This window comes from Bacillus sp. FSL R5-0286, from assembly GCF_038593245.1.
Lineage (GTDB): Bacteria > Bacillota > Bacilli > Bacillales > Bacillaceae > Bacillus > Bacillus altitudinis.
In genome coordinates, this window is sequence record NZ_CP151977.1 from 858984 (window position 1) to 876003 (window position 17020).

The 17020-nt window shown below is 40.1% G+C and carries 20 protein-coding genes; 10 read left to right on the plus strand and 10 right to left on the minus strand.

What is annotated here, in order from left to right; translation table 11 throughout:
• Window positions 1-227 precede the first annotated feature (227 nt).
• The gene (locus NST24_RS04230) at window positions 228-695 is read left to right on the plus strand and encodes a DUF393 domain-containing protein (RefSeq protein ID WP_024720282.1); all 468 of its coding nucleotides are present in this window, start codon (window positions 228-230) and stop codon (window positions 693-695) included.
• Window positions 696-730: 35 nt separating this feature from the next.
• Here the strand turns inward: NST24_RS04230 and NST24_RS04235 are convergent, their stop codons facing one another.
• The gene (locus tag NST24_RS04235) at window positions 731-1987 is read right to left on the minus strand and encodes a transcriptional regulator (RefSeq protein ID WP_008341668.1); all 1257 of its coding nucleotides are present in this window, start codon (window positions 1985-1987) and stop codon (window positions 731-733) included.
• 270 nt (window positions 1988-2257) lie between these two features.
• On the opposite strand from NST24_RS04235, the gene NST24_RS04240 reads away from it, so the two are divergent.
• A complete protein-coding gene (locus NST24_RS04240) occupies window positions 2258-2845 on the plus strand; it encodes a nitroreductase (protein WP_024720283.1) in 588 nt (195 codons plus the stop codon).
• A 35-nt stretch (window positions 2846-2880) separates the two neighbouring features.
• On the opposite strand, the gene NST24_RS04245 is transcribed toward NST24_RS04240, so the two are convergent.
• The 3 genes from NST24_RS04245 to NST24_RS04255 form a co-directional block, all read right to left on the minus strand.
• Window positions 2881-3036, minus strand: a complete 156-nt coding sequence (locus NST24_RS04245; protein ID WP_008341997.1) for a YfhD family protein — start codon at window positions 3034-3036, stop codon at window positions 2881-2883.
• 61 nt (window positions 3037-3097) lie between these two features.
• Window positions 3098-3208 carry a YfhE family protein gene (locus tag NST24_RS04250; RefSeq protein ID WP_017358836.1) on the minus strand — a complete coding sequence of 37 codons (111 nt, stop codon included), beginning with the start codon at window positions 3206-3208 and terminating at the stop codon, window positions 3098-3100.
• Between the two features lie 52 nt (window positions 3209-3260).
• Window positions 3261-4157, minus strand: a complete 897-nt coding sequence (locus tag NST24_RS04255; RefSeq protein ID WP_342462379.1) for a TIGR01777 family oxidoreductase — start codon at window positions 4155-4157, stop codon at window positions 3261-3263.
• A 95-nt stretch (window positions 4158-4252) separates the two neighbouring features.
• Between NST24_RS04255 and recX the strand changes: the two genes are divergently transcribed.
• Together recX and NST24_RS04265 are read left to right on the plus strand one after the other, a co-directional pair.
• A complete protein-coding gene (gene recX / locus NST24_RS04260; RefSeq protein ID WP_017358838.1) occupies window positions 4253-5044 on the plus strand; it encodes a recombination regulator RecX in 792 nt (263 codons plus the stop codon).
• 3 nt (window positions 5045-5047) lie between these two features.
• The gene (locus NST24_RS04265; RefSeq protein ID WP_008341991.1) at window positions 5048-5362 is read left to right on the plus strand and encodes a YfhH family protein; all 315 of its coding nucleotides are present in this window, start codon (window positions 5048-5050) and stop codon (window positions 5360-5362) included.
• A gap of 226 nt (window positions 5363-5588) precedes the next feature.
• Here NST24_RS04265 and NST24_RS04270 read toward each other — a convergent pair whose 3' ends face one another.
• Window positions 5589-5762, minus strand: a complete 174-nt coding sequence (locus tag NST24_RS04270) for a YpzG family protein (RefSeq protein WP_003217811.1) — start codon at window positions 5760-5762, stop codon at window positions 5589-5591.
• 25 nt (window positions 5763-5787) lie between these two features.
• A complete protein-coding gene (locus NST24_RS04275) occupies window positions 5788-5937 on the minus strand; it encodes a small, acid-soluble spore protein K (RefSeq protein ID WP_003217849.1) in 150 nt (49 codons plus the stop codon).
• Window positions 5938-6053: 116 nt separating this feature from the next.
• Between NST24_RS04275 and NST24_RS04280 the strand changes: the two genes are divergently transcribed.
• The 3 genes from NST24_RS04280 to NST24_RS04290 all read left to right on the plus strand — a co-directional run bounded on the left by NST24_RS04280 (window position 6054) and on the right by NST24_RS04290 (window position 10293).
• Window positions 6054-6326: a YfhJ family protein gene (locus NST24_RS04280; protein ID WP_017366871.1), complete on the plus strand. Its 273-nt coding sequence runs from the start codon at window positions 6054-6056 to the stop codon at window positions 6324-6326.
• A 301-nt stretch (window positions 6327-6627) separates the two neighbouring features.
• Entirely contained in the window at window positions 6628-7611 is a 984-nt protein-coding gene (locus tag NST24_RS04285; RefSeq protein WP_008341983.1) for a glycosyltransferase family 2 protein, read from the plus strand.
• Between the two features lie 87 nt (window positions 7612-7698).
• Entirely contained in the window at window positions 7699-10293 is a 2595-nt protein-coding gene (locus tag NST24_RS04290) for a YfhO family protein (protein ID WP_342462380.1), read from the plus strand.
• 24 nt (window positions 10294-10317) lie between these two features.
• Here the strand turns inward: NST24_RS04290 and NST24_RS04295 are convergent, their stop codons facing one another.
• Window positions 10318-11451, minus strand: coding sequence for an NAD(P)/FAD-dependent oxidoreductase (locus tag NST24_RS04295; RefSeq protein ID WP_342462381.1), 1134 nt, complete (start codon window positions 11449-11451; stop codon window positions 10318-10320).
• 206 nt (window positions 11452-11657) lie between these two features.
• Here NST24_RS04295 and NST24_RS04300 point away from each other — a divergent pair, with 206 nt between their 5' ends.
• Window positions 11658-12125, plus strand: coding sequence for a DinB family protein (locus NST24_RS04300; protein ID WP_342462382.1), 468 nt, complete (start codon window positions 11658-11660; stop codon window positions 12123-12125).
• A 4-nt stretch (window positions 12126-12129) separates the two neighbouring features.
• Here NST24_RS04300 and NST24_RS04305 read toward each other — a convergent pair whose 3' ends face one another.
• The 3 genes from NST24_RS04305 to NST24_RS04315 all read right to left on the minus strand — a co-directional run bounded on the left by NST24_RS04305 (window position 12130) and on the right by NST24_RS04315 (window position 14043).
• On the minus strand, window positions 12130-12552 hold the full coding sequence (locus NST24_RS04305; RefSeq protein ID WP_024718269.1) for a regulatory YrvL family protein: 423 nt from the start codon (window positions 12550-12552) through the stop codon (window positions 12130-12132).
• A gap of 68 nt (window positions 12553-12620) precedes the next feature.
• A complete protein-coding gene (locus NST24_RS04310) occupies window positions 12621-13784 on the minus strand; it encodes an oxalate decarboxylase family bicupin (protein WP_024718268.1) in 1164 nt (387 codons plus the stop codon).
• Window positions 13785-13878: 94 nt separating this feature from the next.
• On the minus strand, window positions 13879-14043 hold the full coding sequence (locus NST24_RS04315) for a YvrJ family protein (RefSeq protein ID WP_073415715.1): 165 nt from the start codon (window positions 14041-14043) through the stop codon (window positions 13879-13881).
• A gap of 166 nt (window positions 14044-14209) precedes the next feature.
• On the opposite strand from NST24_RS04315, the gene NST24_RS04320 reads away from it, so the two are divergent.
• The gene (locus NST24_RS04320; RefSeq protein WP_165378789.1) at window positions 14210-14812 is read left to right on the plus strand and encodes a sigma-70 family RNA polymerase sigma factor; all 603 of its coding nucleotides are present in this window, start codon (window positions 14210-14212) and stop codon (window positions 14810-14812) included.
• Entirely contained in the window at window positions 14760-14981 is a 222-nt protein-coding gene (gene rsoA, locus NST24_RS04325) for a sigma-O factor regulator RsoA (protein WP_202734625.1), read from the plus strand. The genes NST24_RS04320 and rsoA overlap by 53 nt, the downstream gene beginning before the upstream one ends.
• Window positions 14982-17020: the final 2039 nt, after the last annotated feature.

Here is a 17020-nt window from a genome sequence, read left to right on the forward strand (position 1 = left end):
TACCGCAGAAAACCGCAAAGCATCACGATTTTCCCAACCACTTTTAGTTGAAAAACCTCATATATGCCATGAAATCAGCTATTTTGCCCTTATCTAAAGGCTCATATAACGCACGTCGGATGGCTTTTTCCCAATACAAGAGGCCCAGCAACTATAGTAATCTAGTTGTAATCTCCTTTGAACGAACTAAAAAAAATAAATGAAGGAAAAGGGCTGGCGATCAATTTATGAAAAAAATCATCTATCTCGATCAAGAAAAAAAGAAGCTCGCTGAATCAAAGAAAAGAGAACAGCGTTCCATCAAATCACTCAGACTGCTTGTGTTTTATGACGGACAAAGTCCTTCATGTGCAAAAGCGATTGACCTGTTGAAATCACTCGATTGGAAAAACCGAATTCACTTTGAATCATTTAGAAACTCACAGCTGCTGAGACTGAATAAAATTAGTGAAGAGAAGGCAGAGAAACGAATCGTGTCTATTTCCTTAGCGAAAAATCAAAAAAACTCAGGGATCTATACGTGGCTGAGAATGGCTTGTCACATCCCTGCATTATGGGGAACGGTCCCATTCATTGTACTCAGCATTTGGCTTGGCTTTGGGCAGCATGCTTACGATTATTTTGCGAGAAAACGGTACATTCATTCTGTCGAACAAGTCACCCGTCCCGATACAGATCAACAAAAGACCATCTAATCATAGAAAAAGCATGACCTTCGATCGGCAGAAGGTCATGCTTTTTTGTAATACGGGATATATGATGCTAAGTGATCAAGCAGCTTCGTTGTGTAAGACATATATGCACGCTTATCAAGCTCAGAAGCCGCATAGGAAAGCAAGGTTCTAAGAGCAAACAAGTACTCATTGTGGAGCTGATTGTGTTCAAAGTAAGGAATCGCTGCTTCTACTAAATAAGTTTTCAAATCATGAGGATTCTCTTCAATCATCAATTTATAGATTTTAATCATATATAAACAGTTTGGTTGAATACGAGGTTGTTTGAGCAGCTCGTGTATATATGGAAGCGCCTTTTTGCGATCATATTCCGCATACAATGTCGCGATTTCATAGAGCGTTTCACAGTAACGATCTTCTATCTGTTCTTGATTAAAATAATTGAGTGAATCTAGTAAATAAGGCACAGCGGATGAGAAATCGCCTTGGCGTTTTAAAAGAACCCCGTAATAAAAATAAGCTGTCATCTTAATATAAGCATCAGGGTGAAGCGATGTGTGTAAAATCACTTCTTTTAAATATCTTTTAGCTGTTTGAAAGGCCTTTAATTCCAGTGAGATGACCCCATGAATGAGTGTACAATGAATGACCCGCTTGAAATTATTTTTTTGTCTATACAAATCCATTGCTTGATGTGTGGCCTCAAGCGCATCACCGAGATGCCCCATGGCTCCAAGTGCTTTTGCATAGTGATAATACAGGTCGCTCTGTTCAACAGAAGCGTAAGAAAAGCAGCTTTCAAGTCTTTTCAATCCTTCTTCGAGCTGACCGATTTTAATCTGGTGGATGCCATCTAGATATTCAAACGTTTCTTTTTCTGTGTCAATAAAGGTTTTTTCAAACTTCTTAAGCACGCGGTGCGTTTTTAAGGCAAGCTGCTGTTTTTCTGTTAATAAATAAAATTGAAATAAGGACAAATGATACTGAATCCCTAAATCTAGCGAAAAGAACTGTTCCTCGTGATGAATGATCATTTCTGCATTTTGCTCTGCTTGATCGAGCGCATAGAAATACATGTTCATTTGAAACTCATCGAGCAATGACAGCAGGTGACGCGCCTTTTGCGACAGCGTTTCTTGACTAATTCCAAGCCGTTCAAGCAAAAGATTGATCGTATCTTGATTGGCCTCTTTTGAGCCATTTTCAATTTTACTTAAATGAGAGACAGAACAAATTCCTTCTGCCAACTCCGATTGGGTCATATTTTGTTTATAACGATAGAGTTTGATGATTTGCCCAATATTGATTTTCATTCCATCCAGAAGCCTCCCTTCCAATCATGGGTTGAAAGCTTTTTGAAAAAATAGCCGTATGAGACAAAGTGGAAATACCTGAAATCATTTCATCATCTTGGCTTTTTTCTCAAAATTTGTTTAAAACGTAATATGATTGTAACATTACTTGAAAAAGTCAAACAACTTTTTAGCAGAGAGGTGAGGTCTTATTTGCAAACAACACATGATCATGTTTATAATGTGAATGAGAATCAATTTCAATTAAGGTTGATTGAAAGGATGACATATATGCCAGAAACAAAACAACAAACAGAAGCGTTAACGGTTCGAGACGCTGTCAGATATAGACGATCGATTCGAAAATTCAAAGAAACGCCGGTGAGCATTGAACAGCTTCAGCCATTACTAGAGGACGCAGTCTATGCACCCAATCATAAAATCACGGAACCTTGGCGTTTTTTATATGCAGTGACGGATGAAGCAAAAGAGGTATTTGTTGAGCGGTTTATTGCTTTCTTTAAACGCAACAATCCAGACGCAAAAGAAGAAAAGATCAATCAGTACAGAGATTATTTTTCTAAAGTACCAGCACTTTTACTTGTTGTTCTAAAAGAAGACGAAAATCCAGTTGTGAGAAATGATGATTTTGCCGCTGTGAGTGCGCTCATTCAAAACTTCCAGCTGCTGGCTTGGGATCAAGGAATCGGTATGGTATGGAAGAGCGGCCGTATTTTATACGACAAAGGGTTTCAACAGGATATGGGATTAAAGGAAAACGAACGCTTTGCCGCGATTCTTCACATCGGTTATCCAGAAGAGGTGCCTGAGGAAAAGTCACGTCAGAAGGCATCAAGCCTGCTAACTGAAATCAAATAAAAACAGACCTTTTGATAGGGTCTGTTTTTTTTTACTTATTGTTTTTTTGCACGCTGATCGGCTGCTTTCATACGTGCCATCGCTTTTACGTCATTCGGATCTGCAAGTTCTTTGGAAAATTCAACATATTCGCCATCTGTCTCTTGTGCCGCAAGCTGGTGATTGGATTTTTTGTGTTGGTCTTTTTTCAAAGCTTTTCCCTCCTTTACAAGATCACTTTAGTTATGTGCTTGTAAAAGAGGAATATCCGTTTTATTTGTTTCTTTTTTCTGCTGCTCTTTCCGCTTTTTTGAATTCCTGCTGATACAGAACTTCCTGGGTTTTCTTCAGTTTTGAAGTCGGCTGGTGTTCTTTTTTCTTCATCAAAATCGCCCCCTCATCTCATTTTTAATAGGATGGGTGTTTTTGACAAAATTTATTCCTCTGAATGCAAAATCGCTTCTTTTAGCTCAGGGTGTAAAAATTCATAAGAAGACAGCTGTGCCTTTTTCGGCAGAGCACGTTGGCCTTCTAATACAAGCAATGACATGTCGCCAAGTGCGGTTTTGATGACAAAGGACGGCACCTTCAGCCAGTGAGGGCGATGAAGGACAGATGCAATGGTTTGCCCCAGCTGCTTCATTTGAACAGGATTTGGAGACGTGACATTGAGTGGACCTGATATGTGTTCATGTTGAATGGCATACGCAATGAGATGTGCTACATCCTCCACGTGAACCCAAGATACCCATTGCGAGCCAGAGCCAATCGTTCCACCGGCAAACAGCTTGTATGGCAAGGTCATAAGAGGAAGTGTGCCTTTTTCTCCTAGCACTACCCCAAAGCGTGTATAAACCGTGCGAATACCGAGCGCCTCAATTTTTTGCCCTTCAGCTTCCCAAAGTTTAGATGTATGACTTAAAAAGTCTGTATCGGCTGGAGGGGCCTCCTCCGTAAAGTCTTCTGTCTTGGAAGTGCCGTAGATACCGACAGCACTTGCTTGAATGAGCACAGATGGTTTCGATTCCTGCGCTTCTATAATGCGTCTCACTTCTTGTGTGGATTGAATACGGCTGGAGAGAATGCCTTTTTTTGCTTTGTCCGTCCAGCGTGTGAAAATGGATTTTCCAGCAAGGTTAATCCATACATCAATCGCAGGCAATTCATGTTCAGGTTTAGCACCATCTGTCAGCCACTGCACGTAATGTAAATGATTTTGTTCGGATTCCTTTGGATTTCTTGTTAAAATATATAGATGATGTCCTTCAGCTGCGAGCACCTTTGTGACATGCTGGCCGATAAACCCGGTTCCTCCGGTAATGGCGATATTCAATTGACATCTTCTCCTCTCATATACATACCTATATCTTTCACGATTTTGAATCAGAAGAAACATCCTGACTGTTTGAAAAAAGGAGTGATCACAGGATGCCCTATATTACGAAAATCTCTGCTCAGAAAAACAATACAGAACGCGTGAACATCTTTCTTGATGAAAAGTACGCTTTTAGCGTTGATCTAGATGTGCTCGTCCAGCATGATTTGAAAAAGGGAAAAGAGCTGGACGAAGCCGATATCATAGAGATTCAATTCGGTGATGCAGTAAAAAAAGGATTTCAGCAGGCCGTCGATTATTTATCGTATCGGATGAGATCAGTGAAAGAAGTCACCGATTATTTGACGAAGAAAGACATACCAGCACCTGCTATTAGTGAAATTATACACAAATTAAAACATTATAAGTATGTAAATGATCTTGAATTTGCAGAAGCGTATGTAAGCACCCACCGAAAAACGAATAGCAAAGGCCCGTCAGTGCTAAAAAAAGAATTAAAGCTGAAAGGCATAGACGATGACACCATCGAACAAGCACTATCGCAATATCCGAATGATTTGCAGCTAGAGGAAGCAGTGAAACAAGTGCTAAAGCTGGTTAAGAAAGAGAAAAACCGGTCCGCAAAAGAAATTGAACAGCGTATCAAATTGCAGCTTCAGCGAAAAGGATTTTCATTTGATATCATTGATAAAGCCCTTCAAGAAGCCTATGATGGACAAGAAGAGGAAAAGGAAGAAGAAGCCCTTCACTATATGCTTGAGAAGGCAAAACGCAAGGTAGGTTATGACGGATCATTTGAGAAAAAAATGAAAGTGAAGCAATTCCTTTACCGAAAAGGATTTGATCTTGATACAATTGATCACGTTTTAGACAAAGGGGAATGACAGATGGAAAAACGCTATAGTGAAATGACAGAATACGAATTAAAGCAGGAGATTGCCGCTCTTTCTGAAAAAGCAAGAAAGGCTGAGCAGCTAGGCATTGTGAATGAATATGCCGTGTTGGAGCGGAAAATTGACATGGCGAAAGCCTATTTATTAGATCCAGCTGCTATTCAGACCAAAACGACTTATCACATCAAAGATACAGACGAGCAGTTTTATGTGGAGTATTTAAATGGTGTTTTTGCTTGGGGCTACAGAGTTTCAGCGCCAAATAAAGAAGATGCCCTGCCGATTTCAATGCTTACGCAAAAGGACTGATCCCTAGAGATCAGTCCTTCAGCGTGTAGACAAACCCTCGCATTCTTTGTCAGTCCTGCGCTCTGGTGCTCACGAATGACAAATTCGCTCCGCTCCAGTGCTCGTCCTTCCTAGACTGCAAAGGTTTTCTATCACGCTGAAAAGAAGACAAAGGGCTAAAATAAAGTTCATTTTAGCCCTTTGTCAACAATCTGAAGGACTGATCGTTAGAGATCAGTCCTTTTCTTTACTTCGAACGTTGTTTACGGACGTTGTTCTGAAGTACGATGTCGTGCTGCGTTTGCTGCGTTTCTCCGTTGACCTGAGAGGCAGAATGTTTAGCATTCGCCCATGGTTGAGGGTAAGCGGTTGTTCTTAATTGAACAAAGTCTTCCATATACGATTTCCCATTTGAACTCATATCTCAAGCACTCCCTTTGGAAAAATTAGCGTTTCCCTGATGCCCTCATACGTTCCTGTGGACGTGTATTCGTCTCACCGTTCGGCCTTTTAGACGCATAAGCATCTGTGGCCCCTGGTTCGCCTTCAAACTTGTGATTCACTTGATTTGGAAAGCCCTTTGCTTTATTACGCATACTGATTCCCTCCAAACAATACAAATCATTTGCGTCTTTTGAAGACGTAAGGGTAGTATATGAAAAAAGAGATTTTTTTAAAAAGGCACTTTCTGCTAGATGAAGGAGGAACCAGTATGGAACAATATTTTGAGCGATTAACCGAACAACTAATGGAAAAAAACAATATGCTCACATATGAAGAAGCACGTACATGGGTAGAGCTCCTTTGGAGTGATTTTGAAACAACTTATGCAAAGGCTGGCCGCAAGTATAAAGGACAAGAAACGACTGAACGGATTGTCCGAGAATGGATCGAAAGCTACGGCGCTCAGCTGCATTTATTTCAAAATAAACAATCGAAGGCAAATGAGCATCTGCAACAAAACGACAAAGGGCTGCTGCATTAAAAGGGTTGCCCTTTTCACTTCCACTCATCTTTTTCAATAAACAGGAAAATATATAATTGACCAAGCAATTTTATGAAACAATACCCAGTCTGTGATCAAAATTACAGGCTTTTTACAATGGATAAACTTAAAATTACATTAAATTCATGTTGGTGAAAATCACTGGAAATAAAACTCTGATATAATGTAACGATTAAGGATACATGAAATTTATGGATAATAAAAAAGGGTTTCGTTTTCTGACAAAAAAGGAATAATGAACATAACAGACTATGTGAAAAAAGTGAAGAGAAGGTGCGATATGGAACGGGAACTGCTCTCTGTTATAATTCCTTCTTACAATGAAGGTGAAAACATCAGACGAATCTTTGAGGCACTCGAGGAAGAGTTTCGCGATTTTCATTATGACTTTGAAATCATCTTTGTGAATGATGGAAGCAAAGACAATACGCTTCAATACATGAGAGAGCTCTCTCACAAAAGTGCAAAAGTCAAATACATTTCCTTTTCTCGTAACTTTGGGAAAGAAGCTGCAATTTTAGCAGGTCTTGAGCATGCAAAAGGGGAAGCTGCGATCATTATGGACGCCGACCTGCAGCACCCAACGTATTTGATTCAGGATTTTGTTAGAGGCTACGAAGAAGGTTATCATCAAGTCATTGCTAAACGAAACCGTAAAGGGGACAGCAAGCTTCGTTCTTACCTATCATCGATGTATTATAAAGTGATGAACAAGGTGGTCGAAGTGGACTTGCGTGATGGTGTAGGAGATTTCCGCTTAATTTCCCGTCAAGCGATCGACGCATTGCTTCAGCTAAAAGAGGGAAATCGTTTTTCAAAAGGCCTTTTTTGCTGGATTGGCTTTGAAGAAAAGGTCATCTATTATGAAAATGTGGAAAGACAGCACGGTGATACAAAATGGTCACTGAAGAAATTATTTAACTACGGGATTGATGGTGTCATTTCCTTTAACAACCGCCCGCTGCGTATTTGTTTTTATACGGGTATTTTGATCTTATTTCTCTCTTTGATTTACATCGTGGCGACCTTTATTCAAATCGTCAGAACGGGCATCATGGTACCGGGTTATTTCACTTTAATCTCAGCTGTGCTTTTCCTCGGTGGTGTCCAGCTCTTGAGTCTAGGTGTGATCGGAGAATACATTGGCCGGATTTACTATGAAACGAAAAAGAGACCGCATTACTTAATTCAAGAATCAAATGTCATGGAACAAGAGACAAGCTCAAAAGAACAAGACCGAGTGTTAACGCAGTTATTTAAATAACGTGGAGTCAAATAACCGGCAAGCACGAATCGCTTGCTGGGTTGTTTTGTTTCAATGAACAGTGGATCTTTTGGAGAAAGGATTTAGATGATGAAACGTAGATGGATACTCATTGGAATGTGCCTCATTCTTGCTTTATTAGGACACTCCTTTTTCTTATATGAATATACGCAAGGCCGATATATGACGGGAGATGGAGATGGCATTTCGCAAATGCTCCCGTTTAAAAAGCTGCTGTATGACGAATACGTCAAAGGAAACTTCTTTTATTCCTATCAATTTGGTCTAGGCGGCGGTACATATACGCAATTAGGTTATTATTTTACAACGTCGATGGTCTTTATGGTCACAGTCGTTGTTGTCTTGCTGTTAAATGTGCTTCACCTTGTACAGTCAACAGACATTCACTTTTGGGCAAATGCTGTTATTTGGCTGAGTGTGATCAAGCTGACAGTCATTCTGTTCATCGCATATCGTGTGCTTCTTTCGATTGTGCAACATAGGCTGGGGGCGCTGACAGGTGCCGGTATTTACGGACTGTCTATTGTGTACTTTCGGCATCAAACGTTTTGGGAGTTTTTCACCGACAGCATGATGTGGCTTCCGCTGCTTGTGCTCGGGGTTGAACGGATTTTTAAAACAGGCAAGCCGGCATGGTTTATTGCGGCTTGCAGTCTCATGCTGATCAATAATTTTTACTTTGCTTACATTCACTTTATCTTTTTAGCCATTTATCTCGTCTTCAGATATATGATTAAGCTTCAAAGCGAGGAGCGAGGCTGGAAGGTGTTCTGGACACTTACGATCTCTACGTTGTTATCGTTTGGGATCAGTGCTGCCTTTTTTATCCCGTCTGTTTACGGCTTTCTCAATAATGTAAGACCGCCGTATGAACAGGCAATTCCTTGGTTTGCGCTGCATGATCATCTGCTGTTTACAAGCAGGGTGTATTTATTGCCGGTCATCTTTCTGATTTGTCTGTTTCTCGTTCCGCTATACCGGAACAGATGGTTTTTCATGTTCACATCGATCAGTGTTCTGCTGATCATTTTTCACTACAGTCCAAAGATGGCGAGCGTGTTTAATGGTTTTTCTGCACCGCAGTACAGATTTGAATACATTCTTGCTTTTACAGTTGGAGCAGTCGTAGCCATCACCATCAAGCATTTCTCGCAAATGGAGTGGAAGTGGAAAAAACGTGCGGTTTTAGGCGCTTGGATTGTATTCCTTCTCGCAGTCGCCCTTTCAGAACGAGCAAAGGGAAATATGGATGTTGTTGTATTTACCGGAATAGGACTGCTTGTGATCAGCTTGTTCTTCCTCTCGATACATGCGGGGAAACGTCTGCACCTTCATCTCTTGTCAGCTGTGCTCATTGTTGTGAGCTTACTGACAGCAGGCGTGTATCAGCAGGGCTACTTATTTGAAAGAAGCAATATTAAGAGCGTATCAGATACGTATCTGAATAGTGAGGCGTATGCTGGACATGAGCAAATGAAGCTCATTCAGCAAATTCAAAGCCGCTCAAAAGAAGATCCGCTTGCCCGGATTGATTGGATGAACGGCGTGCGCAACAACACCCCGTTATTTGAAGGCTTTCAAGGCATGAGTGCGTATTCAAGTATATTGAATCAGCATCTGCTCCAATTCTACTGGAATGACCTGCAAATTGATATGGGACGGGAAAGTGTCAGCCGGTATGCAACAATGGGGGACAGGGCGAATTTATACAGTCTGACCTACGGGAAGTATTATATGAGAGACAAATCGATGTCTTTCTCACCGCCGGTTTATTTTAAGCCCATATTGGAAAGCGAACATTATGAAGTGTATGAAAATACACGCCCGCTCCCATTTGCAAGAACAACGAGTACCGTCTATTCAGAAAAGTCACTAGAGCATGCGTCAGCACTTGATAAAGAACATGCGATGTTGCAAGGTGTGATCTTAAACAAAAAAGGAAATGCTGAAATCGACCAATCGCCTGATCGAATAAAGGATACAAACATTCATACTGAACAAGCTGTATACGAAAATGGCGTGCTTGATGTATACGGGAAAACGGGCGGGCTAAATATCACCCTTCCAGATGATATCGCTCGCGTGGGGGATGTGTATGTGAGCTTTTATGTGAAGCGGACCGACCGTAACGAAGGGTTTCAGTTATCTGTGGATGACTACGTCACATCACGCAAAAGCAATACGTCTATCTATAAAACAGGCGTTAATGACGTGACGATCCGAGTCCCTGCGGAAAAAATCCTTTCCATACGAGTTCCAAAAGGGACGTATGAGCTGAGTCAATTAAAGCTGTATCATGAGCCTTACCGCACCCTCGCGCGGGCATATGAAAAAGAAAAACAGGATGATGGCAGCCAACAGGTGAAACTTAAAAATAACCGCTTTACGATTTCTTATGAGAACAAGCGCGGCGATGATTATATGATTCTGCCTGTTCCATATGAAAAAGGCTGGGAGCTCACGGTGAACGGCCATCAAACCGATATTGAACAAGCCAATTATGCGTTTATCGGTTTTCCAATAGAAAAAGGAAAAAACGAGATCGTGCTAACCTACTATCCGCCTTATATCAGAACTCTCGCATTGATTTCACTCGTCAGTTTGATCGGTGCGATTTTATATGCACGGAGAAAACACAAGAAACACCACTTTTCAGCATAAGTGGTGTTTTTTTTATCTTTCATCTCATACGTAAGTTTCTTCATCCCATTCAATCGTGTATTCGTTCATTTTTTTATCAATATCGTTTTGAATACTCATGTGCTGAAATAGCGCATTCAATTCTTCTGTCCTCTTTCTTCGATCCTTTTCATAATAATAGAACGCATCTCGATACTCATGATCCCTTAGCATCTTTGCTATGAGCATGGCATCTTCTAGACTATACGATGCTCCTTGACCAACAAAAGGGTTCGCCGTATGTACCGCATCACCTACAAGAACAACACGTCCTTTTGACCACACAGGAAAATCCTTTATTTCATAGATACTTCTTGGAAAGAACATGTTTGTATGATCGATGATGTCAGAAAGGTGTTTAGGAATGTTCCAATGTTCCATTTGTTTATATAATAACTGTCGGATGGTTTCTTGATTGGCTTTCTCAAAATGTTTTGTAGGTAACTTCTCAGGACACTGAGAGAAAGCTTGCCATAAAATATTCATTTTATTTGTTGGATGCGCTTTCCCAAAAATGAATTGAAAGTTTCCGTCATTGTAAAAATAACTTGTTGCCTCATCCAATACAAAATCCTTCACAAACGATACTCCTTGTAGTCCCCAAAAACCGCTATAGTCTAATTTAGCATTAAACGCAATAGCCTCTCTTGTTTTAGAAAAAGTTCCATCTGCTCCTATTACGATATCACCTGTTATCTCAGTTTCATCTTCAAAAAGAACCTGAACGGAATGAGGCTGCTGTTTGATTGAGATTAACTTTTTGTTGTACTTCACTTCTATTCCTTGACGGTGAACTTCTTTTAAAAGTGATTTGATGATTTGGTCTCTCATGACGTTCAGTAAAGGGGCATCATAATATTTTTCACTATAATTGTGAAAGATCGCTTCTACTTCATTTTCACTGTTTATTTGCTGGATTTTCTTTATCACTGTTGCATTTGCTATCACTTCATTTTTACACCCGATTCCATCCAAAATCTTTACCCCATTCGGAGACAGTAAAAAACCTGCTCCTGTTTCTAATTCTTCATCTGACCTGCTTTCATAAATCGTACTTTCCATTCCAGCCTTTTTTAAAAATAAAGCAGTAGCCAATCCTGCTACACCACTGCCGATAATGATCACATTTTGAGAATTCATCATTTTTCCTCCCTTTTTATAAACAGACCGGTCGGTTTATTTTGGCGCAAAAAAATAAGCTTTTTCATATAGGACAGCGTATCACAATTCCCCCTTTTCATTTGGTAATTAAAGTATATGATAATATGTTATAAATGATTTAGCAAGAATGAAACTAACCAATTTCTGATCAACTTCTTTTAAAAACATAAAGGGGATAACAAAACATGAACAAAGACACCGTGATAAAACACTATGAACACACCCTTGAATGGGTGCAGTCACTAACGGAAGTAACAGAAGAAGAATGGCGTAGCGCCATCGCTGATGGAAAGTGGAGCATTGCTGAGATCATCGCACATTTCGTTCCATGGGATGAATTTATTTTACACGATCGCCTAAAGGAATTTTGGAACAATAAAGCGTTACCTCAGGCACCTGATGTGCATGAAATGAACCGGCAGTCAGCCGAAAGAGCAAGAAAGGAAGAGAGAAGCGAGACGATCGGGCGATTTATTGCTGTTAGAACAAAATTGCTTCAAGAAATGAAGAAAATCGAAGCATCTCGCTGGAATACATCCTTTTTGATCGGTCAAACCGAGCTGACGTTATCAAGTTATTTTCAAGGTTTGATTAAACATGATCTCCATCATATGGAGCAGGTCAAACAAGCGCTCTCTACAGAAAGACGATAGCGCCTCACGAAGCTTCCTTATCAAACGAAAACGACGCATAATCAAACAAAAAATGAAATAACCAAAGACTTAGCGCAAAGAGAATTTCTTCAGAAGTAGTCAGCAAAATGCCGTCAACCAATTCGTCTGATACATAGACAGCACCCCAAATAAACAAAAGGTGAAATAAAACGGCATAGAAAACGATAGATCGTTTTTTGGACCGACACTTACGAACAAACCGCATGAGCACGTGTTCCAGATGTTCAAAAGAGATCCCAAGTACAACATAGATGCCCATAAACAGAATCAACGATAAAATCGATTGATAAAAAGCACCGGTCAAATGAAAGAACAGCACACAAAACAATAAAAATATGTAACAGACAGCTGACGCCGCCATGAGCCATTTCAGCCCTTGCCATAAAGCGTGAACAGATTGTTGCATGGGTAAACAACACTCCTTTACATGAAGATACCTGCAAAAAGGACAGCCTTTTTGCAGGAAGGTTGGAATTAATCCTCTTTTTTAGGTGCAGCGATGACAGGATGTTTGTCAGTATCAAGCAATTTCAAGAATTCTTCGCCTTGATCTAAATGATCCAAAACAAGCTGTTTCGGTGTGACCGCAAGCCACTGATTGAGCGAGATATCTGCATAATGATCGCTCTTAAAGATTTCTAAGAAATAGAGCGGTTCGTCGCCTGTATTTTCTACATAATGCCCCATCGCAAATGGCACATAGCCAACGTCTCCCGCCTGATAGTTGAAGGTTCTCGCATGTCCATCAGAAGCAAAGACCGTCATTCGTGCCTTTCCAGAAATGAAATATTGCCATTCATCCGTATTTGGATGCCAGTGCAGCTCACGGATGGCACCTGGATCAACTTTCACAAGAGCGGATGCAATCGTTTTAGACGCTTTGAAATTGGTAGAATCCGCAATCCACACTTGTCCGCCGCTTGACGTAATCGGCTCTTGCTTTAACAGCTCATATTTAAAGGAGTTCGGGACTTCTCCTTGCTCTGTTTTCACCTTGTCACACTCAAGGGAACCAGGAATTCCTTTTTGGAAAATATACTTCTCTTTCTCTGGCAGTTTTTCAAATTGCTCCTTTGTCATTCCAAAGTTTTGGAGCACAACTTCCTCTGGCGTATGGGCAAGCCAATCAGTCACTTGGAACGTACTATTTTCAGAGAAGGAACCATCATCAAACACAAGCAAGAATTCAGCTCCCGGTTCAAGTGCTTGAATAGAATGCGGCAAGCCTGAAGGGAAATACCACAAATCACCCTCGGTCACATCCTCTGTAAAATTGCGCCCCTCTGCATCAACCGATGTAATTCGGGCTTCCCCATAAATCATGTACGCCCATTCCGCTTCCTTATGCCAGTGCAGCTCGCGAATCGCACCAGGTTTTAGCCGCATGTTCACAGAGGCAAGACTTTTAGAGATTGGTAGTTCACGTACCGTGACTTCTCTTGCGTAACCGCCTTTTTCTAAACGGTTGTGCGTATCAGAAAAAGAATATTTCATGTTGGGAACCGTTCCATGATCGGTTTCTGGTGGCGTGAGCATATCTGGGTTTTGTCTGTCTCGCTCGAGATTACGTGGAATTTTGACCGTTGCTCCTTTTTCTCCTCGAATCGGCTGCGGTACACCATTTTGCTTTTCACTCATGATAAAATCCCCTTTCAACATCGTATTGTGTGAGGTGACAAAAGGCCTTTCATTTCGCCCTCGTTTTCATAAGGTGAAACGAATCAAGAAGATGTCAATCTGATTCATCATTTTTTTGAACAGCGACCAATCGTTGGATGAGCTTGCTTAATTCATCAAACTTTCGTTCAAAACGTGTCAGCAAATAAATCGTTAAAATAGCAGGAAATCCAGCCTGACCGAGCTGCTTCAGCCATTCCTCCGAAAAAAAGGTCTCCATTTGTCTCACCTCCCAGCGGATGCTCGTCTTCTCTATAAGTGGTATGAAAGAAGAAATAGGAAATCAAAGGGGGAGAAAATGAACCATTAGACCCGTTTCACAAAGTTTACTTTTTTTAACTTTTGTCCACTTAATGCAAGTAGAGAGAACAAAGGGGAGGATGCACATGGATTATCGGCTGTTATTGAAAGCAAAATGGAAGGAGATCATTGATCACCCGCTCATTCAGCAATTTTTAAGTAATCCTAAAAACCAGCAGCTGCTCAGGCAAGTCATGGAAGAGCCAAACGAAGAAAATGCGAAAAAACTAGATTCCGAGTTCAAGCAGTTTTATCAAAAAATCCGCATCATCAAGTATATTTCCACAATGATCCGCATCTTTTCAGTCGACTTTGACAAACGAGTGAAAAAAAAGCAGCAGCGTTTTCCGCTCATACTCGATCATCCTGATACGCAAGAAGTGAAAGATCCTGTTCAAACAGATACGTATGAAGCCGTGCTCTTCAACCAGCAAGACTTAGGGGAGCACCTGCAAGATCAAAGATTGTACAAGGCCTACCAGCAGCTCACAGACAAACAAAAAATGGTCTTAACCCATATTTATGTTGAAGGTCAAACAATGAAAGAAATAGCCGACCGGCTAGGCGAAACGAGACAAAACATCTCAAACATCCACAAAAAAGCGCTCAACAAACTAAAAGAAGAAACAGGGGGAGATGTCCGTGCACGAAGACAAAATGACCAATGGAGAAATGGAAGAACTCATTGAAACCTTCACACCCATGATCAAAAAGAAACTACAAAACACGACATATCAAGAAAGAGAAGACCTCGAACAAGAACTTTATATCAAACTCATCGAAAAAGTAGACTGGCTGATTTACCAAGAAGGACCTGGCTTTTGGGAGTTTATTGTGGAATATATGACGAAGATGTAAGAGGAACTGATGGTGCGAATGTGAGGTGAACATAAAATCCCCGGGACATTCGCACCTTTTTATTCGACAAAATTGAGAAAAAATGTATATTTTATAAAGGGCAAAACAAAATTCTTTATTGAAAGTTGTGGGTTTTGCCTATCATTTCCTAAAAAATGTTACAATTAGGGCAGAAATCGCAGTCGCACTCTATGTGAGTGCGTGGATTGAAATAAGCTGCCTCTTTGCACTAGGTTAGTATCTGTTAGTCGCACTCTATATGGGTGCGTGGATTGAAATAGGTTATATTTTTGAGCGATGTCCAAAAGTTCACGTCGCACTCTATACGAGTGCGTGGATTGAAATCGTATCCAGATACGCCATTGATAAGGGAAAGGCGCGTCGCACTCTATATGAGGCGTGGATTTAAATAATGATTGTGTGACCGTGCTCAGGTGCTTCTATGTGTCGCACTTTACAGGAGTGTATGGATTGAGGTAGCTTGAAAGAAATGTTGACAGTTGCGCTTGATTTAGGTGTGAAAAACATGACTCTGGCTCAGTAGTCATATTTTTAAATGAATTCAAACCTGTTGATGAAATCATGAAAATACCTTTAGAGCAATAGTTTTTATTTAAATAGGATTAAGAAAAATTCGGTGCGAATGTAAGGTGGACACAAAATCCCCGGGACATTCGCACCTTCTCATTCGACAAAAATGATAAAAAATGTATATTGTTTAGAGGTGAAAACAAAATTCTATATAGAAACTTGAGGGTTTTGACGATCATTCCCTAAAAAATGTTACAATAAGGTCGGAAATCGCAGTCGCATTCTACATGAGTGCTTAGCCATTCTTGATTTTAAGTAAGAGAAAACATAGTTAAAGTTAAAGCATGTATGTTTGATCGGAAATTATTAGTGGAGTAACTATACTGATTAAAATTTACTTTTCCTCAAAGATTGGGAGAAGAGTAGTCATTTTAGTTAATAGAGTCAATGAATTAAAAACTTGGTGCGAATGTGAGGTGAACATAAAATCCCCGGGACATTCGCACCTTTTTATTCGACAAAAATGAGAAAAAGTGTATATTTTATAAAGGGGAAAACAAAATTCTTTATTGAAAGTTGTGGATTTTTCCTATCATTTCCTAAAAAATGGTACAATTAGGGCAGAAATCGCAGTCGCACTCTATGTGAGTGCGTGGATTGAAATGTATTGTAATTCCGTTAATTTTTGGATGTTTACTGTCGCACTCTACATGAGTGCGTGGATTGAAATATTGACGCTTTACTTTCATATAGGCTGTCATAGTCGTCGCACTCTACAGGAGTGCATGGATTGAAAATTTGAATTGGTAGCATCATAGACCAAGTAACCCCAGAACTGGCTCAGTAATCCATATTTTTAAATGAATTCAAAGCTGTTGATGAAACAGTGAAATAAGTATGTTTTCAAGAGCAATAGTTTTTATTTAAATAGTATTAATAAAAAATTGGCGCGAATGTGAGGTAAACATAAAACCCCCGGGACATTCGCACCTTTGAAAAAAATGATAAAAAATGTATATTTTATGAAAGGGAAAACAAAATTCTTTATTGAAAGTTGTGGATTTTGCCTATCATTTCCTAAAAAATGTTACAATTAAGGCAGAAATCGCAGTCGCACTCTATATGAGTGCGTGGATTGAAATTTCGCTGCTTGTATATCCTTTTGTTGTTAATGTTGTCGCACTCTATATGAGTGCGTAGATTGAAATCATTTGCCGCTCACCTTCTTTTGAAGCGTGAAACGTCGCACTCTACATGAGTGCGTGATTTTAAAAGATTGTGTCTTAAACGGGTATGACATTCTCAGAGATCATGATCTTACAACACCCTCTTTCAGATACAAAAGCCTTCAAAATAGACTGTTCATATGTACAGTGAAAACATGACTCCTTGCAGTCATGTTTTTTTCTTCTTCTTTTTCCTAAATAAACCTTAAAAAATCTCAAAATAAGTCGAAATGAAAAGTAGTCATTTAGATTCAAATTTTATCCATTCGTAGTGAATGATGA